Source organism: Nitrospinota bacterium (genome assembly GCA_016235255.1).
GTDB lineage: Bacteria > Nitrospinota_A > UBA7883 > UBA7883 > JACRLM01 > JACRLM01.
In genome coordinates, this window is record JACRLM010000108.1 from 1 (window position 1) to 24,947 (window position 24,947).

At 58.5% G+C, this 24,947-nt stretch carries 24 protein-coding genes; 11 read left to right on the forward strand and 13 right to left on the reverse strand.

Going from position 1 to position 24,947, the window contains the following annotated elements; translation table 11 throughout:
• Positions 1-224 precede the first annotated feature (224 nt).
• The 5 genes from HZB29_13955 (at position 225) to HZB29_13975 (ending at position 4,809) form a co-directional block, all read left to right on the forward strand.
• Complete coding sequence (locus HZB29_13955; protein MBI5816702.1) at positions 225-1,130, forward strand: SPOR domain-containing protein; 906 nt, start codon at positions 225-227, stop codon at positions 1,128-1,130.
• Between the two features lie 57 nt (positions 1,131-1,187).
• A complete protein-coding gene (locus tag HZB29_13960) occupies positions 1,188-2,852 on the forward strand; it encodes a mucoidy inhibitor MuiA family protein (GenBank protein ID MBI5816703.1) in 1,665 nt (554 codons plus the stop codon).
• A 47-nt stretch (positions 2,853-2,899) separates the two neighbouring features.
• Positions 2,900-3,214, forward strand: a complete 315-nt coding sequence (locus tag HZB29_13965) for a hypothetical protein (protein MBI5816704.1) — start codon at positions 2,900-2,902, stop codon at positions 3,212-3,214.
• A gap of 15 nt (positions 3,215-3,229) precedes the next feature.
• Positions 3,230-3,781: a LemA family protein gene (locus HZB29_13970; GenBank protein ID MBI5816705.1), complete on the forward strand. Its 552-nt coding sequence runs from the start codon at positions 3,230-3,232 to the stop codon at positions 3,779-3,781.
• A 272-nt stretch (positions 3,782-4,053) separates the two neighbouring features.
• Entirely contained in the window at positions 4,054-4,809 is a 756-nt protein-coding gene (locus HZB29_13975) for a M48 family metallopeptidase (GenBank protein ID MBI5816706.1), read from the forward strand.
• A gap of 18 nt (positions 4,810-4,827) precedes the next feature.
• On the opposite strand, the gene HZB29_13980 is transcribed toward HZB29_13975, so the two are convergent.
• The 5 genes from HZB29_13980 to HZB29_14000 all read right to left on the reverse strand — a co-directional run bounded on the left by HZB29_13980 (position 4,828) and on the right by HZB29_14000 (position 9,917).
• Positions 4,828-5,163, reverse strand: coding sequence for a hypothetical protein (locus HZB29_13980; GenBank protein MBI5816707.1), 336 nt, complete (start codon positions 5,161-5,163; stop codon positions 4,828-4,830).
• A 13-nt stretch (positions 5,164-5,176) separates the two neighbouring features.
• Entirely contained in the window at positions 5,177-6,547 is a 1,371-nt protein-coding gene (locus HZB29_13985; protein MBI5816708.1) for a YchF/TatD family DNA exonuclease, read from the reverse strand.
• Positions 6,548-6,683: 136 nt separating this feature from the next.
• Positions 6,684-6,944 carry a DUF1640 domain-containing protein gene (locus HZB29_13990; GenBank protein MBI5816709.1) on the reverse strand — a complete coding sequence of 87 codons (261 nt, stop codon included), beginning with the start codon at positions 6,942-6,944 and terminating at the stop codon, positions 6,684-6,686.
• A 179-nt stretch (positions 6,945-7,123) separates the two neighbouring features.
• A complete protein-coding gene (locus HZB29_13995; protein ID MBI5816710.1) occupies positions 7,124-7,471 on the reverse strand; it encodes a rhodanese-like domain-containing protein in 348 nt (115 codons plus the stop codon).
• Positions 7,472-7,769: 298 nt separating this feature from the next.
• Entirely contained in the window at positions 7,770-9,917 is a 2,148-nt protein-coding gene (locus tag HZB29_14000) for a DUF1926 domain-containing protein (GenBank protein MBI5816711.1), read from the reverse strand.
• Between the two features lie 235 nt (positions 9,918-10,152).
• Between HZB29_14000 and HZB29_14005 the strand changes: the two genes are divergently transcribed.
• Both HZB29_14005 and HZB29_14010 read left to right on the forward strand, forming a co-directional pair.
• Entirely contained in the window at positions 10,153-10,416 is a 264-nt protein-coding gene (locus HZB29_14005; GenBank protein MBI5816712.1) for a type II toxin-antitoxin system Phd/YefM family antitoxin, read from the forward strand.
• Positions 10,417-10,422: 6 nt separating this feature from the next.
• Positions 10,423-10,704 carry a type II toxin-antitoxin system RelE/ParE family toxin gene (locus HZB29_14010; protein ID MBI5816713.1) on the forward strand — a complete coding sequence of 94 codons (282 nt, stop codon included), beginning with the start codon at positions 10,423-10,425 and terminating at the stop codon, positions 10,702-10,704.
• A 67-nt stretch (positions 10,705-10,771) separates the two neighbouring features.
• Here the strand turns inward: HZB29_14010 and HZB29_14015 are convergent, their stop codons facing one another.
• Genes HZB29_14015 through HZB29_14035 form a run of 5 tightly spaced genes read right to left on the reverse strand, consistent with a single transcriptional unit; the run spans position 10,772 to position 15,013 of the window.
• Positions 10,772-11,056 (reverse strand): HigA family addiction module antidote protein, encoded by a 285-nt coding sequence (locus HZB29_14015; GenBank protein MBI5816714.1) that lies wholly within the window; start codon positions 11,054-11,056, stop codon positions 10,772-10,774.
• 14 nt (positions 11,057-11,070) lie between these two features.
• Entirely contained in the window at positions 11,071-11,349 is a 279-nt protein-coding gene (locus tag HZB29_14020) for a type II toxin-antitoxin system RelE/ParE family toxin (GenBank protein MBI5816715.1), read from the reverse strand.
• Between the two features lie 42 nt (positions 11,350-11,391).
• A complete protein-coding gene (locus tag HZB29_14025) occupies positions 11,392-12,834 on the reverse strand; it encodes a nicotinate phosphoribosyltransferase (protein MBI5816716.1) in 1,443 nt (480 codons plus the stop codon).
• A 9-nt stretch (positions 12,835-12,843) separates the two neighbouring features.
• Positions 12,844-13,485, reverse strand: a complete 642-nt coding sequence (gene pncA / locus HZB29_14030; GenBank protein MBI5816717.1) for a bifunctional nicotinamidase/pyrazinamidase — start codon at positions 13,483-13,485, stop codon at positions 12,844-12,846.
• Position 13,486: 1 nt separating this feature from the next.
• Entirely contained in the window at positions 13,487-15,013 is a 1,527-nt protein-coding gene (locus tag HZB29_14035) for a trypsin-like peptidase domain-containing protein (GenBank protein MBI5816718.1), read from the reverse strand.
• Positions 15,014-15,235: 222 nt separating this feature from the next.
• Between HZB29_14035 and HZB29_14040 the strand changes: the two genes are divergently transcribed.
• Positions 15,236-15,691 (forward strand): Rrf2 family transcriptional regulator, encoded by a 456-nt coding sequence (locus tag HZB29_14040; GenBank protein ID MBI5816719.1) that lies wholly within the window; start codon positions 15,236-15,238, stop codon positions 15,689-15,691.
• Positions 15,692-15,708: 17 nt separating this feature from the next.
• Here the strand turns inward: HZB29_14040 and fhcD are convergent, their stop codons facing one another.
• The 3 genes from fhcD to HZB29_14055 are packed head-to-tail and all read right to left on the reverse strand — an operon-like array spanning position 15,709 to position 19,821.
• Positions 15,709-16,593 (reverse strand): formylmethanofuran--tetrahydromethanopterin N-formyltransferase, encoded by an 885-nt coding sequence (gene fhcD / locus HZB29_14045; protein MBI5816720.1) that lies wholly within the window; start codon positions 16,591-16,593, stop codon positions 15,709-15,711.
• A gap of 2 nt (positions 16,594-16,595) precedes the next feature.
• Positions 16,596-18,902 carry a PAS domain S-box protein gene (locus HZB29_14050; GenBank protein ID MBI5816721.1) on the reverse strand — a complete coding sequence of 769 codons (2,307 nt, stop codon included), beginning with the start codon at positions 18,900-18,902 and terminating at the stop codon, positions 16,596-16,598.
• A 1-nt stretch (position 18,903) separates the two neighbouring features.
• Positions 18,904-19,821, reverse strand: coding sequence for a hypothetical protein (locus HZB29_14055; GenBank protein ID MBI5816722.1), 918 nt, complete (start codon positions 19,819-19,821; stop codon positions 18,904-18,906).
• Positions 19,822-20,126: 305 nt separating this feature from the next.
• On the opposite strand from HZB29_14055, the gene HZB29_14060 reads away from it, so the two are divergent.
• From HZB29_14060 to HZB29_14070, 3 genes are all read left to right on the forward strand, one after another.
• Positions 20,127-22,505, forward strand: a complete 2,379-nt coding sequence (locus HZB29_14060; protein ID MBI5816723.1) for a chemotaxis protein CheA — start codon at positions 20,127-20,129, stop codon at positions 22,503-22,505.
• 61 nt (positions 22,506-22,566) lie between these two features.
• The gene (locus HZB29_14065; protein MBI5816724.1) at positions 22,567-23,067 is read left to right on the forward strand and encodes a purine-binding chemotaxis protein CheW; all 501 of its coding nucleotides are present in this window, start codon (positions 22,567-22,569) and stop codon (positions 23,065-23,067) included.
• A 36-nt stretch (positions 23,068-23,103) separates the two neighbouring features.
• Positions 23,104-24,750: a HAMP domain-containing protein gene (locus HZB29_14070; protein MBI5816725.1), complete on the forward strand. Its 1,647-nt coding sequence runs from the start codon at positions 23,104-23,106 to the stop codon at positions 24,748-24,750.
• Positions 24,751-24,947 lie beyond the last annotated feature (197 nt).

The window sequence follows — 24,947 nt, forward strand, 5'->3', positions numbered from 1 at the left end:
ATCCGTTAACGCCTCTAAAAACCTCATCTTCCGAGTCTCCTGTAACCACTCTGTCCGCTTCATGGCGTTTCCTCCTGGATACACCATAGAACCGGACAGATTATGTGCTACAGACCCGGACAGTTTATGTGCTCTCTACACTTGCCCCTTCGCCCTATTGCCCCTCCATTCTTATTGTGGTACAAACATTGATTAATATGTATCAAAGGCTTTAAGGGCTTCACATGATAGACGACGAACTGAGGGAAGACCACGAGGACGTGCATTTCGGGCGCGGTCAGATAGACGAATTCACCAAAGAACTGGAAGCGGAGGAAAAATCCAAAAAGCGCAGGATGTATTTCGGCGTGGCCGCGCTTTTGGCCGCCATCGGCGCCGGGGCTTTCTTCTCCGGGATACTCGATGACGCTCCATCGCAGCAGGGGAAGGCTGCGGCAAGCCTGAACGACAACTCAAAGCCTGCCAAGGCGGAGGAAATCAGCGGCAAGATCAAGGCCGACGAAGGGAAAAACCTGATTGACGAGGACACGAATCCGCCCGGAGCAGTGAAAGAGAGCGAGGCGGTGGAGAGCGACAAGGCCGTGGCGCTGGCCGAAAAGCAGGACGCCGCCGGGCAGACCAAAGCCACCGCCGCCGGCCCGAAAGGCAAAGACACCGGGGACAAACAGCCCGCGCCTGAATTCTCCGTGCAGGTGATGGCCACAAGCGACGTGGCCATGGCCCTTGCCACAAAGGAGGCCATCTCGCAAAAAGGGGTGGGAAATCCTTTTGTCTCCATTGGCAAGATAAAAGAGAGCGTGTACCTTGTGCAGGCGGGGGAGGCGGTTTCCACGGCGGACGCGGCGGGGCTTAAGGACAAGCTGATCAATGCCGGGTTTGAGGCGCAGGCGCAGGCGGCTGGCAACGGCAAGAGCGTGGTCACCGCCGGGGTGTACTCGAGCAGGAAGGACGCGGAATCGCAAAGCGGCAAGCTGGCCAAGGCGGGGTTCAAGGCCAAGGTCACCGGCAAAAAGGATTCTTCGGACCTTTATATAGTGAAGGTGGGCGGTTTTAAGACCAGGACAGAGGCGGACAAGGCGGGGCAGTCCCTCAAGGCGGCCGGTTTCCCCGTGATGGACGCCGCCAAGTAAAACCGCGGCCAGATAAGGCCGCTCTCTTAATACGTTTACCCAAGCGGAGTGACCGGCATGATAAGGAATGTCCTGGCTCCATTCACGGCTGTCGCCATCCTCGCCACCACAACGTACGCCGCCGAGATCACCGATCCGGGCCGGGTGGACCAGGTGACCGTATATGGTGACAGGGCCTCGGTCAAAAGGGTGATCCGGGCGGACTTTTCAAAAGGGGACCACACCCTTTTCATCCCCGGCGTCCCATACACAGCCGACGAGGCCTCATTGCGCGTCACCGCCACAGGTTCCACCGCCATAAACTTGAGCAACGTGCGGGTGGCCCCGGTGGAGCTATCGCAGCCTTCCGACCCGAAAGAGGCGGCTGTGAACGACAAGATCGAAAAGCTGAAAAAAGAACTGGCCCGGCTCGAATACAGGATGAACGCCCGCAAGGAACAACTGAAATTCATAGAAAAGCTCGGCGGGAGCGACAAGGACAAAAAATCCCAGCAGTCCATGCCCATTTCAAAGCCCACCGTGGCCGACCTGGGCAAGCTTTTGGACTTCATATACGCCCGCAGCCTGGAGGCCGGCAACGGCATGCTGGAGGCGCAGGCCGAGCAGGAGAAAATCAAAAAGGAGATCGACAAGCTCGGCCGGGAGCTTGCCAACCTTAAAAGCCGCTCCGGCAAGGGGTACAAGACCGTCGCCGTGGACTTCTCCGCCGACGACAAGGGGAAGGGGACGTTCATCGCCGAGTATATAACCCCCGGCGCTGGATGGACCCCGGAATACATCGTGAGGGCCGCGGCGGACAAGAACGAGGTGCGCCTTTCCTACGCCGCCATGATAAGCCAGCGCACCGGGGAGGACTGGCCGGAGGCGAAGCTTGCCCTTTCCACCGCCCGCCCTTCCGTAGGCGCCAGGGCGCCGGAGATAGAGCCGTGGTATGTGAACCTTTTCCAGTCTGCGCCGCGCCACCAGGCCAAATCTTCCAAGGCTATCCCCGAACAGGCCGCCATGCAGGCGCTGGGCGCGCCGCAGCCCGCCGCCGCCCCCGCCGCCGCCGATGAGATGTTGGAGGCGAAGACCGAAACCGCCGCCGTGCATTCTTCGGACACGTCGGTGACGTTCGACGCGCCCAAACGTTCCACTGTAAGATCCGGCGGAGAAAAGACCATGGCCCAGCTGGCCGATTTCACCTTCAAGGCTGAAAAGGCGTACATGGCCGTCCCCAAATATTCGCCCAACGTGTTCATGAAAGTGAAGTTTTCCGCGCCGGACGATTTTCCCATCGCGGCGGGGGAGGCAAACGTGTTCATCGGCGACAGTTTTGTGGGGAAGGGCAAAATCAAGGCCGCCTCATCCGGCGCCGAGGTGGAGCTTTTCATGGGGGCGGACGAGGGCTTCAGGATCGAACGCAAGCTTATAAAGAAAGAGACCGGCGGCGAGGGGCTTGTGGCCAGGAAGGCCGCGGTGCGCTACGTTTACGAGATCACTGTGGAGAATTACAAGAAGTCCGCTCAGAGCGTGGAGGTGAAAGACCACCTGCCATACCCGGGGAGCGAGGAGATATCGCTTTCAAACGTGAAACTGGAGCCCAAGCCGGAGAAACGGGACGAGCGCAACATCGTTTTCTGGAAGCTGGACGTAAAGCCCAAGGAAAAGAAGAAAATCCGGATGGAATTCACCCTGGAATATCCGAAAGGGTCGGACATTTCCGGGTTGTGGTGGGAGTGAGGGGGAGCCGCATTGCGGCCTGATATCGATCAACCGGTGACAATCGTATGCCAAAAAGCAAAATAGAGACCGTATCACTGGCGGCGTACGGCCTTTCCGCCGTATGGTACGCCTGGGACGGGTGGAAAGCATACTCCGCCGCGTTTGATTCCACTCCGTATCCATTCCTTTTTGAGATGAGCTCGCTCCCCCAGACGTCGTTCACGTTCCTGGGGCTTTTGTATTGGATCACGTTCGGGCTGGACAGGTCCGGCTCCCCCGCCTCCATCGTGGCGTATATAATGGCCGGTGGGCAGGTGCTTCTGTTCGCGATACAGGTGTGGATCGGCCCCATGTTGTGGGCGATGAACAACCTGACTTAATAAAAGGAGAACGGCATGGCTGGATGGATTTTGCTGGTGGTCATAGTTTTGCTTTTGCTGTGGGTGGTGGGCATATACAACAGCCTGGTGGCGCTGCGCGCACGGGTGAAAAACGCCTGGAGCCAGATTGACGTGCAGCTTAAAAGGCGGTATGACCTGATCCCGAACCTTGTGGAGACGGTGAAGGACTACATGAGCTATGAGCAGGAAACGCTCACCAAGGTGGTCCAGGCCAGGGCAGAGGCGATGAAGGCCACCGGGATGGTGGACAAGGCGCAAAAGGAAGGGATGCTCACAGAGGCGTTGAAAAGCCTTTTCGCCCTGTCGGAGAACTATCCGGACCTGAAGGCCAACCAGAACGTGACAAGCCTGATGGAGGAATTGGCCTCCACGGAGAACAAGATCGCATTCTCCCGCCAGTTCTACAACGATTCGGTGATGGAGCTTAACGTCAGGTGCGAGACGTTCCCCTCCAACATCGTGGCCAACTCGTTCGGTTTCGGGCATGAGGAGTTCTTCAAGGCGCCGGAGGCTGAAAGAGAAGCGGTGAAGGTCAACCTGCGGTGAACAAGGTCCCGTGCCCCAAGTGCGGTTATCTAAACCGCCCGGAGGCAGTGGCCTGCAACCTTTGCCGGGCAATCCTGCGCACCGAGGGGAAAAAGGCGGAGCGCATTGCCCGCAAGATCGAGTACCGCAGTTCGTTTTACGGGGAGCAGGCTTCTAACCGGCGGGACTCGTTTCTGCTGCTCGGCGCGTTGTTCGCGCTGCTGCCGGCATTGGGGGCGGCGGCGTTCCTTTCGGAAGGGTTTGATCCGCTTGCCGGAGCCGGTGGCGCCTTCATGGTGGCCTCCGGGCTGGGGGCGTTCTCCTGGTTCGGCGGGTCGGCGCTCATATTGAACATGAGCCGGGCGAAAAAAGCGGCGCATGACACGCATCCCCAGCTTTTCAACGTTGTCGAGGAGATGAAGATCGCCTCCGGCCTGCCGATGCCGGAATTGTATGTGATAGAGGCGGACGCGCCCAATGCATTTGCCACAGGGCGGGACCAAAACCATTCGGCCATAGCTGTCACCACCGGCCTTCTGGCCAAGCTGAACCGGGACGAACTGCAAGGAGTCATCGCCCACGAGTTCTCGCACATAAGGAACCTGGACATACGCTACGCCATGCTTGTTGGGGTGATCGTGGGGGCCACGGCGCTCATCGCCGACGCGTTCCTTCGCGGATTCGGCGGAAGCGGAAGCAGGCGCGGCGGGCTGCCGCTGCTATTGGTCGCGGTGATATTCGCCATTGTGGCCCCGATTTCCGCGAAAATGCTGCAGATGGCCATCTCCCGGTCCCGGGAATTCCTTGCGGACGCCTCCGCTGTGGAGCTTACGAGGAATCCGGACGGGCTTGCCTCCGCGTTGAACAAGATAACCCGGGACCAGGCCCCGCTGTCGGTGGCGAACCGCGCAACGCAGCATCTTTACATAGTCAATCCCCTCAAAAGCTTCGATATGGACTCCAAGGCGCTTTTCTCCACCCATCCCCCCACAGAGGCGCGGATAAGAAAGCTTGTGGCCATGGGGGCCAGGAGCGAATATTTGGATTGAGAGTTTTGCGACGCTCCTTTATCTGATGGGCTTGGGAGCGGCAGTATAAAAATCCCCCGCGCAATCGCACCCGCTTCCCGCTGATATCCAGCGGCTGATCAAACGCCCGGCAGGTTTTTCCATGAACGCTGGCAGAATTGTAAAGAACCGGCCAGGCCTTGCCGCCACGCCGCACTGATAACGGTTTTGCGGCTCGTCCCATTCGAGCGCGCGGCAATTTGCTTCACGTTTTTGACGCAGCAGGAATATCCCCACAGCGCACGGTGTCATGGCGCAGCAAACTCCGCACCCGTTGCACGGTTCGCCGATGGACGGCTTGTCCGGAGCTTTTGCGTTAAAACTGACTGTTTTCAACTTGCGCCGGGCCTCACCCCACCAGGTCGAACGCACGCACCCGGAAATCCACACCCAGTGTTTCCCGCGCGAATTTTTCGCACCCTGCCACGTCCACCTTGCCGGGGATGGCCACCACCGTGGCCGTCACGTTAGGGATGCGCCCCTTGGCCGACTTGATAAACTCCACCGTCTTCTCCCACGCCTCCGGAATGGCGGGCTGGCAAATGGCATTGTAAGTGGCAGGATCGGCGGCGTTCAGGCTCACGGAGACGTGGTCTATCAGCCCAACCAACTCCGGAACGATGTCCCGCCCGGCGATATGGCTCCCGTGGCCATTGGTGTTAAGCCTTGTCACGCCGCCATTGTCTTTCACGTGGCGCGCCACCGCCTTTATCTGTTCCAGCCGTATCGTCGGCTCGCCGTATCCGCAGAAAACCACCTCGTCATACCGTTTCGGGTCGCCGATGAGCGCGATCATCTCTTCGGCCGAAGGGTCGCCGGATATCCGCAGGTCGTGCCCCTGCACCGTGCGGGAGCCGAACCGTGGGCAGAAATAGCACTCGTTCGTGCAGTGGATGGTGACGTTTAGATAAAGGGAGTTGCGTATCTTGTACGCGATCTCTCCTTCACCTTTCCCTCCGGCGCCGAATAGCTCCTCGAAGTTGAACAGTGTGATTCGCTCTATGTCCTCCACAGTCACCCCCCGCGTTTGCGCCGCCTGCTTTACGATATAGGTCATCGCGGAAGGCTCGTTCCGCTTGCCCCGGAGTTTCTGGGGGGAGAGGTACGGCGCGTCGGTCTCCAGCAGCAATCTGTGGCCGGGTGTCGCCGCGAGCGACCGGCGAAGGTCCTCCGCCTTCGGGTATGTGATGTTGCCCGCGAAGGAAATGTACAGGTTCAAGTCCAGGCATCTTCGCGCATCCTCGGGCGTTCCAGCGAAACAATGCATCACGCCGCCGATTTCTTTTACGTTTTCTTCGGTGAGTACCTTTATCGCGTCGTCCATGGCGTCGCGGCAGTGGACGATCACCGGCTTTCCCGCTTCCCGGGCGATGGCGATATGGGAACGGAAAGATTTTTGCTGGACGTCGCGCGGCGACTTGTCCCGGTAATAGTCCAGCCCGGTCTCGCCTATGGCGACGATCTCCGGCAGACGCGCAAGTCCGCGCAGTTTTTCGATTACGGAGCCGTCCACCGTTTTCGCGTCATGCGGATGAATTCCCGCCGAAGCGCTCATGTACGGGTGCTTTTGCGCGAGTTCGACCGCCTTTTCCGAGTTGGGGATGGAGTATCCCACGTTGAGGATGCGCGATACCCCCGCCTCTTTCGCCCGCGCGATGGTCTCTTCCCGGTCGTTGTCGAACGCTGGGTCGTTTAAATGGCAATGAGAATCCGCCGGCATCCTGCGCCCTTCACTTGTTAAATGACCAGTTTAAAGGCAAAGGGCGCGCGTTGGCAAACGGCAGGCATCCATGGATATGCCGGCAAGAACAAAACCTGCAAGGCTCCATGGGATCAAAGGGCTTAATTCCTGGAAATCAAAGCAACTTTAACAGAGTGGCTATGGCCGCAGCTTGGGCGATCATCATGCCAGCGACCCATTTGATCGTGTCTGCTTTGTTCGCTGACATTTCGGCCTTCAGGTTGGCCTCCAGTTCCTTCAAGTCGCGCTTTGTGGCAAGGTTGTCCTCCACGATCCCGGCCAGGGCTTCCGCTTGAACTTCCGCCTGTTTCTCGGGAACCCCCACAGCCTTCAGTTTATTGGCGTAGGCCAAGAAAGTGTCGAACGTGACTGGCATAAATAAACCTTTTCAATTTGCCTCATTATCCATCACTTGGGTATGGTTGTCAAAAAGCGCGTGAAACGGAAACGGGTGTTGCCCCTGTCAAGTTGCGGGCAGGGTATAGGAAACACGATCTGATTCTTTTTAATTCGGTTGTCATGGTGAGCTTGTCGAACCATGGCGACTACAGGAAATCAGTTCTCCAGCGGGTATCCCATGCGTGTCCAGCCGGCTATGCCGCCGCTGATCACTTTAAGCTTCGTGAAACCCTGGCCGTGAAGGTAGCGGGCGGCCATGGAGGAGCGGTTCTGGGTGTGGCAGTACAAAATCAGGTCTTCGTTCTTGTATTTTTCAAGCTTGTCCACGGAGACGCCGATCAGGTCCAACGGCACATGGGCCGCGCCGGGAAGCCGCGCCTGGCTGTATTCGGCGGGGGAACGCACGTCTATCAAGGTCTTGATTTCACCGGTCTCCAGCGCTTTTTTCGCCTGCTCCGGCGACAAAAATTCAACGCCTTCCGGCTGCGGCTGAAAAAAATTCATAAACGAACCCAGCATTTATAAAGCCTCCTTTAGGTTAAACATCCTGCTATAGATAGATGCGCGCATGTGGATTTGGGTTCAGTTCTTTAAACTCCAGGAGAGTCCGGGGTGACGCGCTTCGCGCTCCCAAGAAGACCCCCGTTCCTCGCTTTAGGAATCCGTGGTCAGCGACCACGGGGAAGCGCTAATAAAACGCCAACGCCCCGGCGGCAATTGCCGACGGGACGCCAGCGCTACAAAAGTCCTGATCCCGGCTCACGCTTCTCTTGGCCGGGATGACAGTTGATATGCGACCGTTTCAGTTCTTCTCCACCACAAGCGACAGGGTGAACTTTTCCGTCTGGCCCGATGAAAGGTTTATTTTTCTGACCGGGACAATGCACGAGCCCTGGTATGTCCTCTCAAATCCCCCTTCGGATTGCGAAACCGTCTCCACCGGGAAACGCCACGCGTCAAACGGCTCCGGCGAAGTGACGCTCACGGTGAACCCGGCCCATTCGTCCCTCATGCCGGCGGTTTTCACCTGGGTGTTCGAGCCTGCCTCTTTTAGCCGGGGTTTGCCTTTCACCCCGTCGCCTGTCCAATACCTGTCGGCCGCGTCCCCGGCCAGCAGCGTCAGGTTTATCTCCACCCCCAAAAGCGCCTCCACTTCAACAATGCCGTTATTGGTGATGGTGTAGTCCGCCTTGAGTACGGCGTCCTTCTTGTTCATGGAGAACACCTTGCGGATCGTGAGCGGATGCCGCGCCCCGGAAACCAGGATTGATCCGTGCCGGACAAGCTCCACCGCCGCGCCCCACGCGCCAGACTTCACCTCCACAAGGTCGAAGGCGCCGTTTTTAAAATCGCCGAGCTCGGCGAATTCCTCCCTGCAAAACCGCTCCAGCGTGACGTATTCGGGCATGAGCCTTTCGGTGAAAAGGCGCCTGTTCCCGATGTCGTAATGCAACGCCTCCGCAAGCCCCGGCTCCTTCAACTTCACGATATCGTGGATGGAGACCGGGCGGGAGGCGTCCTGCCCTTGATCCCCGGAGCGGGATTTTATTTTTTCGTGGTAAGCTTCCATTCCGCGCGCCAGGGTGTTCGTCAGCGCGAAAGAGACCGGGCGGTAATCAAGCTCGATCACCGAGCCGCCGCAATCCGGATCGAAATAGGCGTTCATCACCGGGTTCTGGAACACCACGTCCTGCCCGCCGTCCATGTCAAAGTCGAACCGTTCCACCGAAAGCCATGTTTTCGATTTTCTCAGCGCGTTGTCCAGAATCTTCTCCGCCTCGATCAAATGTTCGTAAACGGCGTGGCGCAGGTAGTTTAAATATAGTCCGCCGAAAAGCCCGTGCCAGTACGAGCAGTTACACTGGCCCTTGTAAAGCTCCTTGCGCGCCTTGGCGATAACTTTCGCCGCATCCGGCTCAGCCGCCGCTTCGGCGATTTTGCGGGATACATGGAGCATCTTTTTGTGCATCCGGTTGGACTCGTCGTACTTCGCCAAAAAATTGTCCCAAAGCCCCCCCCGGATGAACGGCTTAAGCTCCTCGCGCCTGCCGGAATTGGCAAGCTCCTCCAAAAGCGCGCGAAACTTGATCCCCATTTTCGGCGGCAACGTCCATTCCATCATCTCGTCATACGACGCCATGGGGAGGTATATGCGCCCTTTCGCCGGATTTTTCTCGATAAACCCGGAGAAATGGATCGTTTTGACGATATCTTCGTTCGCCTCGATGGCGGAGTAGAAATTATGCAGCCATTTTTCCTCGAAAACCCACTTGTAGGTTTCCGGCCACACGCCGAACTTCTCCCCGTCGTCCCCGTATGTGACGCAATCCACCCCCCCTTTTTCCTTGAGGGTTTTAAAATAGGCGATGTTGTCCTCCGGCAGGCGGAAGGGGATCGAATAACGCATGTTCTTGTCTATCGGGAACACCGCGGTGGTGTGGCCGTGCTTTTCGGTGACGTAGTAGCCGAACATTTCCTCCGCCGAAAGCCCCGCGTAATAGAAATGCGTGTCGTCGAGCAAAGTGAACTTAAGCCCCGCCGCGGCGATGATTTTCGGCAATGACGGATCCCATATCCTCTCGGCGGTCCACATCCCGCCCGGGGCGTGTCCAAAATGTTTTTCCAGGTATTCGTTCATCATCACAAGCTGGCCGATGGCGTCATCCTCCGGGATGGCGGCCAGGATCGGCTCGTAAAACCCGCCGGACAAAAGCTCCACCTGCCCGCGCGAAACCATTTCCCCCACCAGGTCGAAATAAGCCGGCTTGTGCGCCGCAATCCATTCGAGCAGCGGGCCGGAGTGGTGGATTGCGATCCGGACGCCCGGATGGGAGCGCAGGATTTCAAGCTGGGGGCGGTAGCACCGTTCGTATGATTCCTCGAATACGTGGCCGAAGTTTCCGACAGGCTGGTGGTTGTGGATTCCGATGGCGAAGTTCACGGCGGTCATAACATCTCCAGATGGACACGGTTAAACAGCGGGAAACCGGTCTCCCCCAATGGTCTCCCCCAAGCCGCCAGCGGCGTTATGGGGAGTATAATACCATACGATAAGGGGGCGGGCGCCTGTGGCGCCGCAAAGACCTCTTGTGGTAAAATCGCCCCATGACGCCGGAAGTTCGGAGGCCATTTTGCCTTGGGTTTCCGGCGCATAAAAAACAGGCCTGGCTTGAATGGTTTGACTAATGACGCAAATATCCGCCAATAACGCCAAAGAAGAGATCAACGGCGCCATCGCCAAGGTGGTCTCGGACGGCGAAGATATACTTATATATGGCGAGAACGGCGCCATCGCCGCGCTCATCCCCATCGAAGAATACGAGCTGTTAAGAAGGATGGAGGAGGAAGAGGAAAAGCTGGACGTGGCGGAGGCGGAACGCAGGCTCGCCGATCCGGCCCAAACTCCTGTTCCCTACGAGACCGTCCGCAAGGGACTTGGCCTGGATTAAGCTCAATTGAGCTATCAAATCGAAATCCTTCCGGCGGCCAGACGCGAGCTTGCGGCCTTGCCGCTGGACGCAAGACGGCGTATTGACAAAGCCATTCTGGCCCTGGCCGGAAATCCCCATCCACGCCCGCCAGCGATTATCCCGCTGCAGGGAAATCAACGAGGTTTGTTTCGATTGCGTATTGGCGATTACCGCATAATCTTTCAGATTGTGGAGTCAAGGCTGATCGTCACCATAATCCAGGCCGGTCATAGGAAAGAGATATACCGGAAGTTTAGCAGGCCGTGATTCGAAACCATGATCCCGGATAGCCTAAGCGGCTTCCGGGATCACAATGTAAGATGATATTTTAGCGCTATGCGGCGATGCGCCTGATTTTAAGTTTCGAGGCGCCTTTTTTCACCCTTGCAAGATCGTACGTCATTTGCAATCGCATCCAGAATTCTGGCGTCGAGCCGAAAGCCTTGGACAACCGGTAGGCCATTTCCGGAGAAACGCCGTTTTTGCCGTTGAGCAGTTCAGAAAGGGAGACCCGGCTGACATCAAGGGCCTTCGCAGCGGCCGTCACAGTAAGTTTTAACGGCTTTAGGCACAGTTCCCTTATCACTTCGCCGGGATGCGGGGGATTTTTCATGGGCATTTTTAAAACTCCTTTCAGTGGTAGTCCACAAGGTCCAGGCCGTACGCCGCCTTGTCCTGGAACCTGAACACAATCCGCCAGTTTCCGGAAACCGAAACGGCCCAGTATCCTTTCAGGCTGCCTTTCAAATGGTGGAGCCGCAGACCGGGAATATCAAGTTCTTCCAGCGATTCCGCCGCGTCCAGCGCCGCCAATATCACGGCGATTCGCTTGACAAGCGCTGGCGGAAGCCCCTTTTTCGTTCCATGCCTGTAATAGGCTTCCAGTCCTTTGCGCCGGATCGTGGCTATCATGCGAGCACTGTAAACTATAAGTTTACGGTTGTCAAATGCCGGTTATTGGTATTTTGCCGCCCCCCGCAATTCCCTTGTGGCCTTCGCAAGCGCCGGGCCGAGGCTCACCTTGTATATGTGCGGATTCAAGAGCCGTTGGGTGGTGGGGTGGACGGTTGAAAGCTCACTTTGAACCCTGGCGCGGATTTGCGAAAGGGAAGGGCGCTCCCCGGTGATCTTGCCCCCGCGCATCACAGGCGCCAGCAGCGGCTGAGCGCTTTTCACCCTTTCGTAAAACTTGCGTTGATAATCAATCGCCGGGTGGAATCCCCATACGCCCCTCGAAAAATCGGGTGTCTCACCCTCTATCTCCAAAAGGTCGCCCATCAAAGTCCCGCCGCCGTTCTTCATCCGCCACACCTGCTTTAAGCCGGGTATGGTGGACTTGGAGGCGGTCTCCGAAAGTTTCAGCCGCATGGTCCATTCGCCCCCATCGGGCCGGATGGCGGCGAGTTTGTACACCCCCGGCATGGCTGGTTCGCCGTGACCGGTGACAAGCCTTGTGCCGACGCCGTATATGTCTATCCTGGCCCCCTGGGCGTTCATGTCGTGGATGATGTATTCGTCCAGTTCGTTTGACGCCACGATCTTCACATCTTCAAGCCCGGCGGCGTCCAGCATCTTCCGCGATTCGGCGGAGAGGAAGGCAAGGTCGCCGCTGTCCAGCCTGATTCCGCCAAGGCGCTCCCCGCGCGATTTCATCTCCAGCCCCACGGTGATGGCGTTGGGGACGCCGCTTTTCAAAGTGTCATACGTGTCCACCAGCAGGACGCAGTTGTCCGGAAAGATTTCCGCGAATTTGCGGAACGCCGCCAGTTCATTGTCAAACGCCGTCACCCAGGAATGGGCGTGGGTGCCGCGCACGGGGATTCCGTAAATCTTTCCTGCCTGCACATTCGATGTGGCGCAGCATCCGCCGATGTACGCGGCGCGGGAGGCGGTCAACCCGCCGTCCACCCCCTGGGCCCGGCGCAGGCCGAACTCCATCACGTTGTCCCGTCCCGCCGCAAGGCACACCCGCGAGGCCTTTGTGGCGATGAGCGACTGGAAGTTTATGATGTTAAGCAGCGCCGTCTCGGCGATCTGGCATTGATGGAGCGGGGCCACGATTCGCATCACAGGTTCGTTTGGGAACACCACGCTCCCCTCCGGCGGGGCGAAAACATCCCCTTCGAAACGGAAACCCGCCAGCGCGCCGAGAAATTCGCCGTCAAAGAGGTCCAGCGATTTTAAATACGCTATGTCCTCCGCCGGAAAACGCATGGACTCAAGGAACGAAAGGGCGTCGTCCAGCCCGGCGAATATGGTGTAGCCGCCGCCGAAGGGATTTGCGCGGAAGAACAGGTCGAAGCACGCCTCCATCCGCTCCATGCCGGATTTTAAGTAACCCTGCGCCATGGTGAGCTGATAAAGGTCTGTGACTATGGCCGAAGGGGGGACACTCATGGAGCCTCCTTATGCGATCTGGCCGGAGAATATCCTTCCCACGCCGGCGGCCCCCATCTTTTTCCACGCTTCGGCCAGCGACCCGCCAAGGTCTATCCCCCGGCAGGCGTCCTCTATCACGAAGACCTCGAAGCCCGAATTCCTGCCGTCCAGCGCGGAATACATCACGCAGTAATCGGTGGCCAGGCCCGCTAAGAACAGCCTTGTGAAACCGCGTTCTTTAAGATAGCCCCCGAGGCCGGTGGGAGTCTTGCGGTCATTTTCGAAAAAGGCGGAATAGCTGTCTATCGCCATGTTGTGCCCCTTGCGGACGATCAACTCCCACTTTCCAGGCAGAAGTTCCACGCTCAGCTCGGCCCCGCGCGTTCCCTGAACGCAATGGTCCGGCCACAATGTCTGGCCGCCGTAACGGGACTTTATCGTTTCGAACGGTTTCGCGCCGGGGTGGGACGAGGCGAAGGAGCTGTGCCCCGCCGGATGCCAGTCCTGGGTGAGTATGGCGTGGGGGAACCGCGCCGCAAGGGCGTTTATCACCGGGATCACCATGTCCCCCTCATTTACGGCCAGGGCTCCCCCCGGCATGAAATCGTATTGGACGTCCACGGCTATCAGGATGTCCTTGTCCCCCGGTTTTACCACCGATGAGGCCATGTCAGCCTTTCTTCGCTCCCGTCACGGCCGTGCTCACCGGGCGGTAATCCGTTGATGATTCGAACTGTATCCCGTGCAGCTTAAGCAGCGAGTCCCTGCTTTTGGCCACTTCCCCGGCGTCCAGGATTATCACCCCGCCGTATTCAAGCTCGATGACAGTATACTCCCCTTTTGATTCTTTGAGCCGGGCCACCATCTCCCCCATGTCCGCCACTGCGGCGCCGTTCACCCTGGACACGATCTTGTCCGAATATTCGTGGTATCCGGCGTTCACCTCGTGGGCCAGCACGTTTTTGAGCAGCGCTATTTCCCTGCGTTCCGGCGAAGGCTGGCCGTTTAAGTACATATGCATAAGGTCCACGGGCGCCTCTTTCCACCATTGCTCCCCCCACGTCATCAGGTAATTGACGGTGAGCGGGACGAACACCAGGCCGCCGTATATGTAATAGCGGGGCTGGCCCGCGTGCTGCTCGTAAGGGATGAGCCTGTCGAACTTTTTAAGCTTGACGTCCAGCGTCATCCGTTTGCCGGCGCGGATCACGCCGTACTTGACGGACTCGCCGATGAAGCGGCGCTGCACCAGGTAATCGGCGGGTACCCGGATGCCGGTTGCCAGCGGGGCCGTGCCGTCCATCCCCAATTCCGATCCGTCCACAGAGGTTATCACGTCGCCGGGCAATATGATTCCATGTGCGGAGCTTCCAAACGCAACTTTCGTCACCAACGCCCCGCCGACGCCGGGCGCCAGCCCGTGATACCTGCGCATGGAGGCATTCTCCATGTTCTGGATATACACACCGTCTTCCGGGAATCCGTCGAACACGCTGTCCTTGATGTCCTCCAGAAAATGCGTTATCACCGGGGTCGGTATTATGTATCCGATATTCTGCGCGGTGGATAGCATCTGCATGGCCACCCCGATCACCTTGCCGCCGATCACCGCCGGACCGCCGCTGTTGCCGGGATTTATGGCCGCGTCCACCTGGACCCCCAGAAGGTCAAACCCGGAGTGGGCGTAATTTACCTGCTCGATCCGGGACACCACCCCCTGGGTGATGGATATGTCGTCCCCCCCCTCCGGGAAGCCGTGGACGGAGACTTTGTCCATCACCCCCGGCAGGCCGCCGAGTTCAAGCGGCTGGGTTTCCTTGAAAAACGCCGGGTCGGCCACCTTGAGGGTCGCTAGGTCGCACTGGTGGCCGACAGCCTCCACGGTCGCCTGGTACTTTTGCGGGTCGCCCGCCTTTCGCACTTCAATAAAGACGGCGTCGGCGGCCACATGGGCGTTTGTCAGGATGCGTTGCCCGGATATGATAAAGCCCGAGCCGGATGCGCTCACCTGCGCCTCATACTGCCACGGCTGGAAGTAATTGGGCTTTCTTATGGTGACGAAGATTTTCACGACGGACTTGTTTATCCGTTCGATCTGCGTTTTGGCGACAATCCCCCCGGCGTGGAACACCACGCTGGCCGCTATTACGGCGATGAACGTCACCGCCGCCCACCTTGCTATTCTGCTTATCGCCAAATCAGCGCCTCTTAAAATATGTGAGGTTGATTCTATCATTGAAAACGGTCCGCGCGATGCGGTCCAGCCATCATGGCGCGCCAATTGTTTTAACGTAAAAATGTCAAGCAACTTGCAAAATCAAGGGTCTTGTAAAAATGCCATGAGCGTATTATATTTAAAAACGATGTACATAGCAGTATCAAGGATTAGTTGATTCCATCCCAACTAAAGGACTTGCCCATGCAGTTGACGCGTTATACAGATTATTCCCTCCGTGTGCTGGTCTATCTTGGCGTTTTCCCCGGCAGGCTGGTGACGATCCACGAGATCGCCGAAAGTTACGCCATATCAGGCAACCATCTGATGAAGATCGTCAACAAGCTTGGAATATGGGGCTATGTCCACACCGTGCGCGGCAAGAAGGGGGGCATCCGCCTTGCCCGCGATCCGAAGGAGATCAACATCGGTGATGTGATCCGCCATACCGAGGAGCGGTTCGACCTGGCGGAGTGTTTTCTCACGGAAAGCAACCAGTGTCCGCTTTTCCCGTCGTGCGCAATGGAGAACATTCTCAAGGACGGGGTGAAAAGCTTTCTGGCGGTGCTAGACAAGTACACGTTAGGCGACGTGCTTGGGGACCGGCCCGAGGAAATGGCTAAGCTTTTCAACAAGAAGACCTCCGCGGCGAAAACCTGACGGACCGGGCAGGGGGCTCACCCCATTAATTCCCTCAGCCCGATTTTCACATCTCCCAGTTTCCCGCCGAAATTGGCGGCGCTTATCAATATCACCCGTTTCACCCCGCACGCGGCGGCCATCCCGGCCTTCATCGCGCTCCGCACCGCTCCCAACGATTCTCCGTCCACGACTATTTCAAGGACGCATCCGGCCCCTTGCGGCAGTTTTGTTTCAACCTTGTCAATAAGCGTGGGGCAAAACGCCGCGTTGGTGGAGGCCTTTAGAAACGGATATCTTTGCGAGCCTGCCTTCGAGGCGCACCGGGCGACTCCGCCGGGAAACGGGGTGATGACGCCGGAGATCGGAGCTATGGCGGCCGCAGCTTTTCTGGCCGCGTCCAGCGCCGCATCCTGATCTTTGGCTATTATCATAAACGCCCCCCCGGCGATCCCCGCGGCTATGTAAAAAGTATCTTCCACAAAAAATTCCCCTTCCGTCACCGGGATGACCCAGCCGTCCCTGCCGCGAACTTGAGCCTGTTTCTCATGCCCGTCGCCGAAGAACTTGAGCTTGTGCCCCGTGCGGGTGGGGATAGTCCCATCCATGGCGTTGAACACGGCGGTGGCCGGGCATGTCATCACCCCCTGGCCGATCCGGAGCAGGAGGCTTTTTTCAAGAGTGTCCGCTTTGCGGGCGAAGAACATCAGCAATGCGCCGGGCCTGCCGTCGGGCGTGTCGTTTGTCTTGATCTCAAGCCCCCCTTCAGCGTCGCATCCTATGATGGAGGTGGCCATGCCGGTGGCCGATCTGACCGCCATGTCCAGCCAGTAATCGTCCTTCGCGGTGACCAGTATCCGCGCGAAAGGGGAGGTGAACGCCTCGCAATGGGTGTCGTCGATCATAACGCCGTTGATCCGCAACGTCACCTCCTTTCCCCGGCCAGCGGGAGGCGCAAGTCAAACCTCGCCCCTTCACCGGGTCTGCCGAAGGCCGTTATCGACCCGCCGTGCCGCTCGATTATTTTTTTCGTGGTGGCAAGGCCGATGCCGGTCCCCTGGTATTTGTCCGCGCTGTGCAGCCTCTCGAATATCTTGAATATCCGGTTGGAGTGAGCCTGGTCGAATCCAATCCCGTTGTCTTCCACCGACACCGTAAAAAACGCTCCCCCCGTTTCGGCTGACGCGGCCCATATCCGCACCACCGGCGGAACATCCATTTTCCTGTACTTAAGCGAGTTTGAAAGGATGTTCTGGAACGCCTGCCGCAGAAGCGTCCTGTCGCCATAGGCGGCCGGCAGCGGCTCTATTTCCACCTTGGCAGCGCTTTCCTCCACCGTCACCCGGAGGTCTTCGAGTATCTCCTTTATCAATTCCTCCAGGTTGACAGGCTCCGCGCGGCCGCCGGACCTGGCCGCGAATGAATATTCCAAAAGGGCGGTGATAAGCCCTCTCATACGCGCGGCGGCGGTGTTTATCCGGCGCAGGTAGTCCAGCGATTTCTCGTCAAGCCCCTCCGGGTATTTGGTGAGCAGGCGCTCCGAAAAGCCGGATATGGAGCGCAGCGGGGCCTGCAGGTCGTGAGAGGCCACAGCCGCGAATTCCGATAGCTCCTTGTTGGACCATTCCAGCGACTTGTTCACCGCCTCCACCTCGCGGCGGCGGCGTTGCTCGGTCATGTCGCGGAATATGCCCAGGGCCACTTTTTTTCCGCCGGCCGTTATGATGCTCCCGGTGATGGACACGGGGACGCGCTTGCCCGACGCGCCAAGCACCTCCCTTTCAGAGACCACCGCCCCCCCCGTCTCCCACATGGAGCGGAACATGGTCACGCTTTGGGAGCGCAGGTCATCAGGGATAATGTCGGGCGCCCTTAGCATGGTCAGTTCCTTTTTCGTTCTTCCGAAAAGCCGTTCGGCCATCCTGTTGGCGTCTATGATGCGGGCGTCCTCCGTGGCCAGCAGGATGGCGTCGCCGGCCTGTTCCATAAGCGACCGGTAGCGCGTTTCCGATTCGCGCAGGTCCGCTTCCCCTTTGGCCAGGGAGCGGCGCATATCGTTGAAACCCTGGATAAGCATGGCTATTTCCTCGTCCCCGGCCACGGGGATGTCCTCTATGAGGCTGCCTTCGCCCAGGCGCTTTTCCGCCTCCAGCAGGGCGCTGATAGGCCCGGCTATACGCCGCGCCACCCGGGAGGCCACCAGCGAGGAAAGGATGGTCATCGTGACTATAAAGGCGGAAAGCCGGGCCACCATCAGCCCTCCCGCGCTCAACGCCTCGCCAAGCCGTGTGCGAGTGTCCTTCAGGGCCGCCTGATGAATGGCCTCCAGGTTGGCCGCCGCTTTACGGGCCAGCGGGCCGGTCTCCCTTCCAAGAATATCCATGGCCACGTTCCAGCCTGGCTGCGAGCGAAGCTCCACCACCTTCGTGGAGAAACGCTTGAACAGGTCAAACCGCCGGGGGATCTGCGAAAGAAGCTCGCGCTGTTCGTCTTTTAACGCCTCCCTGCCGGCAATCAGTTTGTTTAGCGACTTTTCGGCTTGCCGGACAGCTTTCTCGAACATTGACCTGTGCAGTTGGGCTCCGGTGTCGATGTAGCGGGACAGTTCACCATTGGCGTCGGTGAAGTTAAAACGGAAATCGGCCATGCCGATGATCTGGCCGGAACCGGTTCCCTGCGCGGTCATCTGCTCCTCTATGCGTATTATTGTGGAGACGAGCTGTGTGATTTCCGTCACGGTGGGCAAATTGTTCTCGTAAAGCATCCGGGCCGGCTCCGCCCCCGGAGTGTGGGCCACATCCTCCACCCACCATTGGGACTCCCGCAGGTCCTCCATCGTAACGCGCAATATCGCCACACGCGCCGCCACTTCGCCCGGCCACCGGGCGGAAAGCCCTTCTATGGCCGTCATCGCCGGGTCTATATCTTCCTTCCATATCTTGTTCCGCTCGTCCCGGTACACCCCCTCTCCCAGGGCCACCCACCCGCGCAACGAAGAGGTGGAGGCGTAAATGCCGTTAAGGGCCGTGGACGCGGCCTCGTCCAGAGGGCTGCTGCGGTTCACCGCATCGCTCACGTTGGTCCTGAGGAACAGCGTCGCCGCCAGGGCGGAAACAAGCATCATCAGCCCGGCAAGGGCTATCGCCAGGTGCGAGGTGAGCAACGTGGAGAAGAGCCCCTTCCGCCTGAACATCTCCAGTATCCGGCGCGGCAGGGAGATGAGCGGGATCATTTCACCGCTCGCCTTTGAGCCAGTTGGGATCGGCGGCGGTCATCTGATCCAGTATCTTAAGCTGGGCCTCCAGAATCCCCGCGCGCTGGAAGACCTGCGAGGGGAACTTGGTCTCCGGAAAATAAAAGCTTGGCAGATTGCGCGCGCCGGGGGTCTGCTGGTGCAGATGGTCAAGTTCGGATACGATTATGAAGGCAAGGTCGTAAACATCGCTTGGATCAACGACCGCCCCTTTGAAGTCGAAGGACTTTATCACAAACGGTTTCATTCCGGAGCGCCTGTCCAGCTCGTTTATCATGCCCAGGCACTTTAAAAGGCGGGCATGGACATCGGCGGGTATCTTGCGCCGGGGCATGGGCTCGGCCGGGGGGATGCGCTCCACCCCGGGGAAACGGGCAATCAGCCGGGCGGCGTGCTTTACGGCGAGCGACACCTGCTGGAAAGCGTTGCGCGGCGCCAGCGAATTTATCAGAAGGCCGTTCAGGCGGCGGTTGGCTGAAAGAAGGAAAGCGAAATCGCATTTCACGGGCTGGCCGGCCGCGGAATCATTCTTTGGAAGCCCCATGCCCACTCTGGATTTTTCAAGAAGTGAATATACGCGCGACAGAAGGTCGGCCACGTGCGTGTCCATAATCGGCCCTTCCGGAGCGGGAGGATGCTCCTCTATATCGTGGAGCCATTCAAAGTACAGAATATTGGCCTTGTTGAACAGGGATGAGGCCAAATGGTAGCGCTCCCTTGGCGACTCCCCCTCGATGGCCACTTCAGGGATCGGCACAGGGGGCTTGCCCATTTCAAGCCGCAGGTATTCAAGCCGTAAGTTGATATCGGATGCGATCTGGTCCAATGACCGAGCCTTGGCGTTGTCCTCGCAAAAAGCCGTTGAAGAGGCGAAAAACAGCGCAAGACAACCGGTCAAGATGACGAAAAGTCCAATGCGGGCATGCTTCATAGGACAAAAAACTCCCACCCCTTTTGATAATACATGTCCCACCACCGGGAATGAAATTATAATCATTCCAGATACATATTTATTCTGCCTTATTCTTCCCGCATTTGGTACAGAAGAAATTTTGCCAGGTTAGTTGTACGCGGCCTTTCAAACTGCTATGATTCATCCCATTCAGGGGGATGGGCGTCCATGACGATGGACGGGAAGACCATGCCGCGCGGGCTATTAACAAATACCAGACACCTTTAACGTATTTGGCCATTTGACTGTTTATGTCCGACCTTAGCAACGAGCAGATAGAGATAATCCAGGACTTTGTCCGGGAAAGCCGCGACACGCTCGAACAGCTTGAACAGTCCATAATAGAGCTGGGCAAGGGAACCGGCGATCCTGCGGCGATAAACGTCATTTTCCGCCTGTTCCATTCCATGAAAGGGACATCCAGTTTTCTGGACCTTCGCAACATCTCCGCCGTGTCCCATGCGGCGGAGAATCTGCTCGACCTTATACGGTCTGGAACCATAGAGCTTAAATATCCGGAGCATGTGGACCTTTTGATACAGGCCACCGATTTTGCGATGGGGGCGTTGCGTCATGTGGAGACGCATCTGAACGACAACGATCTGGCCGGCGAGGCGGGGGAGTTGAAGACCAACCTGCATGCAGCCGTAGAAGCGGCCAAATCGGGCTCCGCCACTCCGGCGCCCAAGACAATAAAAATGGAAGCCCCGGCCCCGCAAAAACCGAAGGCGGAAGCGAAAAAAGTTGAAGCGCCCGCTCCAGCGCAGGCTTCTCCCAAACCAGCCGCCGCGGCGCCTCCACCACCGCCGCCACCGTCCTCATCCCGCCCGTCGGCTCCCAGCCAGGAGTACTACATTTCGCCGGAGATGGTGGAGCGGTTCATACAGGAATCCGATGAGCTTCTCCAGAAGCTCGAGGGGAGCCTGCTCGATTGGATCAAGACCCCGTCGGACAAAGAAGTGGTCTCCAGCGCTTTCCGCCACATACACAGCTTCAAGGGCAATTGCGGCTTTTTCGGCTATGCGGACCTGGAGCGGCTTTCCCACCAGATGGAAAACCTGCTGGACATGGCCCGGAGCGGCGCCTTCATGAACTATGGCGCGGCCGCCGAGCTTTTATTGCAGATGGAGGACGTGCTCAAGACCGGCCTTGCGGACATAACCCGCGGGGGGACCGGCGTGGTCTCGGGCCTTGGGGTGTATTTGAGCCTGCTAAAGGAAATATCGGCCCCGTCTGGCGCCGAAGGTGAGGAAGAATCGCCGAAAATAGGCGAAATACTGGTCAATGAAGGGGTTGTCAAGAACGAGGACCTGAACAAGGCGCTGGAAATGCAGCGCAAGCCCTTGGGCGAGATACTTGTGGACATGGGGGTCACCAACGCCAACGCCGTGGAGACGGCCCTCAAGAAACAGCGCAAGGCGACCAGCGACGACAAGTCCAAGAAGTCCATGGCCAAAAGGCAGGACATCCGGGTTGACCTGGACAAGCTGGACAACCTGATTACCCTGATCGGGGAGCTTGTGATCGCCGAGAACATGCTGGTGAACAATCCGGACCTTGTGGGGCTGGAGCTGGAGAATTTCCACAAGGCGGCCCAGCAGACCAGCAAGATCGTGCGCGATCTGCAGGAACTGGCCATGGTGATCCGCATGGTGCCGGTGTCGGGCCTGTTCCGCAGGATGATTCGGCTGGTGCACGACCTTTCCATAAAGTGCGGCAAGAAGGTGGACCTGCAGCTTTCCGGGGAGGAGACGGAGGTGGACAAGACCATCATCGAAATCCTCACAGACCCGCTGGTGCACATGATAAGGAACTCCATAGACCACGGGGTGGAGACGCCAGAGGACCGAAAGGCCGCCGGCAAGCCGGAGACCGGGATTGTGAGGCTGTCGGCCAGCCACGAGGAAGGGGAGGTCTGGATAGTCATCGAGGACGACGGCAAAGGATTGAACCGGGAGAAAATACTGGCCAAGGCAGTATCAATGGGGATGGTGGGGGACGACGCCGACGATATGTCGGACAAGGAGACGTTCGCCCTCATATTCGCGCCTGGCTTCTCCACGGCCGAGCAGGTGTCCGACGTGTCGGGCCGGGGCGTGGGGATGGACGTGGTCAAGCAGAATCTGGACAAGATAAACTGCAAGATAGAGGTGTCCAGCAAGCCGGGGCTTGGCGCCCGTTTCGCGCTTCGAATACCGCTGACGCTGGCGATAATAGACGGCATGCTCATCAGGGTTGGCGCGTCCAAGTACATACTGCCGATAATCTCCATCCGCGAATCGTTCAGCCCGGCCGGCGGCGCCATCACCCGCTCCACCGACGGGCAGGAGCTTGTGCGGGTGCGGGAGGAGTTCTTGCCGGTGGTGCGGCTTCATGAGATACACAAGCTGGCCCCCGACAGCCAGGACCTTTGCGAGGGGATACTTATCGTCATGGACACCCCGGAGGGGAACATGGCCCTGTTCGTGGACGAGATACTCGGCCAGCAGCAGACGGTGATCAAGGGGCTGTCAAAATATATTTCCGACGTGGGGAAAGTAAGGGGCGTGTCCGGCTGCACCATCCTTGGCAACGGTGACGTATGCCTCATACTCGACGTGGGCGGGCTTGTGGAGTCCCCCCGGCGATGAAGGGAGCCAAAATGTCTTCAGGCGGCGTAAAAAGCGTTTTTCCGGAGGCGGGGCGGTGACGATGGACAACGATTTCGACCTTGAAATAGACGACGACGGGGAGGACCTGCAGAAGGACAAATACCTCACCTTCCGCATATCCGGCGAGGGGTATGGGCTGGAAATCCGCCATGTGATCGAGATCATCGGCATCCAGAAGATAACCGAGGTGCCGGACATGCCCGCCTACGTCAAGGGGATGATAAACCTTCGCGGCACCGTCATCCCGATAATAGACGTGCGCGCCAGGTTCGGGCTCGACCCGAAGGAGTATGACAACAGGACATGCATCGTGGTGGTCACGCTCAATGAAACGGTGGTGGGGCTGATCGTTGACGAGGTGAGCGAGGTTGTGAACATTTTAGAGAACAATATGGAGCCTCCTCCGAAGGTGAGCCGCGGCCCAAACAGCCGGTTCATCCAGGGGCTCGGCAAGGTGGAGGAATCGGTGCGGCTGATTCTGGAAGTAAAAAAACTGTTATATGACGAGGAGCCGGCGGAAGAGGCGCTGGCGGAGAACTGATATAGCGATTGACGGTTTAAACAGAGGTTTCAGGATATGAAGATAAGGGCAAAGATCGGCGGCGGGTTCGGCATCGTGGTGCTGCTGCTGATATTCCAGAGCGTGATAGGCGTGTGGCGTCTCAACGTGGTCAACGACGGCTACAGGGGCGAAGTGATGAACGATGTGAAGGCGGAAGAGCTGGCGGCTGAGGTGAAGGTTGCCATACTCGAGGCGCTGGTGGCGGAAATCGAATTTTCCAAAAGCCAGGACAAGGCCCTTTTCGCCGCCGCCAGGGAAAAACTGGCGGGGGTGGACAAGCTCATCGGCGAGCACCTGGCCCAGCCGGAGGCCGGCGGCGCTTCCCAACTAAAGGATCTGCGGGAGCGGCTTGGCGCATACCAGAAAGCGCTGGACGAACTGGCCGGCGGCCAGGCAGACGCCACGGCGCAGCCGGCCATGATGGCCAAATTAAAGGAAGAGTCCGGCAAGCTGCATTCCATGGCCGATGACATCATAAAGTTGAACAAGAAGGCGGTGTCCGACAAGGTGCGGGAACTTTCCAACATGGCCTCCGTGGGGGTCACGCTCACATGGGTGGCATGCGCGCTTTCCGCGGTGGTCGCGATGGTGTTCGGGCAGCTATTGGCCAGGTCCGTGGCCATCCCCATGGGCAAGGCGGTGCACATGATCCGGGAGCTTGGCGAAGGGCGGCTGGACAACCGGCTACGCATGGACAGCGGCGACGAAATCGGCCAGATGGGAAAGGCCATGGACGATTTCGCGGACAACCTGCAGTTCGAGGTGGTGGCGGCGTTTGACAAGCTGGCGGAAGGGGACCTTACATTCGACGCGAAAGGGGTCATCCGCGACGGCCTCCAGAAGACCAACGAAAGCCTCAACGGGCTGATCGCGCAGATAAATTCCTCCGGCGAGCAGATAGCCACCGGCAGCGCGCTGATATCCGAATCGTCCCAGTCGCTTTTCCACGGCGCGGCGGACCAGGCCAACTCCCTCGGGCGGATAACCACCGCCATGGAGCAGATGGGGGCGCAGACATCCCACAACGCAGAGAACGCCAAGATGGCCAATACCCTGGCCGAGAGCACCAGGACCTCCGCCGAGAACGGCAACAACCACATGAAGCAGATGGTGGGCGCCATGGCGGAGATCAACGAGTCGAGCCAGAACATCTCCAAGATCATAAAAGTTATTGACGAGATAGCGTTCCAGACCAACCTTCTGGCGCTAAACGCGGCGGTGGAGGCGGCCCGGGCCGGCAAGCACGGCAAGGGTTTCGCCGTGGTGGCCGAGGAGGTGCGAAACCTCGCCGCCCGCAGCGCCCAGGCGGCCAAGGAAACGGCGGAGCTTATCGAAGGGTCCGTGGGCAAGACAAAGAACGGCGCCCAGATAGCCGACCGGACGGCGGCGGCCCTCGGGGAGATCGTCGGATCCGTGTCGCAGGTGACAAAGCTTGTGGCGGAGATATCCGCGGCATCCACCGAGCAGGCCTCCGGCATAGCCGAAGTGAACAAGGCGCTGTCCCAGATAGACCAGGTGACCCAGCAGAACACCGCCATCGCCGAAAAAAGCGCGTCCGCGGCGGAGAGGCTGGCCAGCCAGGTGGGGGGCCTTAAAGAGATGCTCTCCCGGTTCCGGCTCAAGGACACGCGGAGGATCACTTCTGGAAGCAGGGGAGCTTGATTTTTTATCAGGTTCCGGGCCATACGGCGCGGCCCTGAGGTTCGGTCATCATGATGATTATTAACCGTCTCATAATAATATAGACATTATTATATATGTATCAAGCCGCGTATTTCGTCGTTTCGCCGTTGAAGTACGATATCACCAGGTCCGGTGATTTCTGGACACGCCGCATATGACTTATCACCGCGCCCTTG

Coding starts and splice junctions, on each gene's coding strand:
- HZB29_13975 (MBI5816706.1), top strand. CDS start 4,054: ATGGTGGCCTCCGGGCTGGGGGCGTTCTCCTGGTTCGGCGGGTCGGCG.
- HZB29_14000 (MBI5816711.1), bottom strand. CDS start 9,917: ATGACCGCCGTGAACTTCGCCATCGGAATCCACAACCACCAGCCTGTC.
- HZB29_14015 (MBI5816714.1), bottom strand. CDS start 11,056: ATGCCCATGAAAAATCCCCCGCATCCCGGCGAAGTGATAAGGGAACTG.
- HZB29_13970 (MBI5816705.1), top strand. CDS start 3,230: ATGGCTGGATGGATTTTGCTGGTGGTCATAGTTTTGCTTTTGCTGTGG.
- HZB29_13995 (MBI5816710.1), bottom strand. CDS start 7,471: ATGAATTTTTTTCAGCCGCAGCCGGAAGGCGTTGAATTTTTGTCGCCG.
- HZB29_14025 (MBI5816716.1), bottom strand. CDS start 12,834: ATGAGTGTCCCCCCTTCGGCCATAGTCACAGACCTTTATCAGCTCACC.
- HZB29_14005 (MBI5816712.1), top strand. CDS start 10,153: ATGACGCAAATATCCGCCAATAACGCCAAAGAAGAGATCAACGGCGCC.
- pncA (MBI5816717.1), bottom strand. CDS start 13,485: ATGGCCTCATCGGTGGTAAAACCGGGGGACAAGGACATCCTGATAGCC.
- HZB29_13960 (MBI5816703.1), top strand. CDS start 1,188: ATGATAAGGAATGTCCTGGCTCCATTCACGGCTGTCGCCATCCTCGCC.
- HZB29_13955 (MBI5816702.1), top strand. CDS start 225: ATGATAGACGACGAACTGAGGGAAGACCACGAGGACGTGCATTTCGGG.
- HZB29_14050 (MBI5816721.1), bottom strand. CDS start 18,902: ATGATCCCGCTCATCTCCCTGCCGCGCCGGATACTGGAGATGTTCAGG.
- HZB29_14020 (MBI5816715.1), bottom strand. CDS start 11,349: ATGATAGCCACGATCCGGCGCAAAGGACTGGAAGCCTATTACAGGCAT.
- HZB29_13965 (MBI5816704.1), top strand. CDS start 2,900: ATGCCAAAAAGCAAAATAGAGACCGTATCACTGGCGGCGTACGGCCTT.
- HZB29_14060 (MBI5816723.1), top strand. CDS start 20,127: ATGTCCGACCTTAGCAACGAGCAGATAGAGATAATCCAGGACTTTGTC.
- HZB29_14040 (MBI5816719.1), top strand. CDS start 15,236: ATGCAGTTGACGCGTTATACAGATTATTCCCTCCGTGTGCTGGTCTAT.
- HZB29_14065 (MBI5816724.1), top strand. CDS start 22,567: ATGGACAACGATTTCGACCTTGAAATAGACGACGACGGGGAGGACCTG.
- HZB29_13985 (MBI5816708.1), bottom strand. CDS start 6,547: ATGCCGGCGGATTCTCATTGCCATTTAAACGACCCAGCGTTCGACAAC.
- HZB29_13990 (MBI5816709.1), bottom strand. CDS start 6,944: ATGCCAGTCACGTTCGACACTTTCTTGGCCTACGCCAATAAACTGAAG.
- HZB29_14070 (MBI5816725.1), top strand. CDS start 23,104: ATGAAGATAAGGGCAAAGATCGGCGGCGGGTTCGGCATCGTGGTGCTG.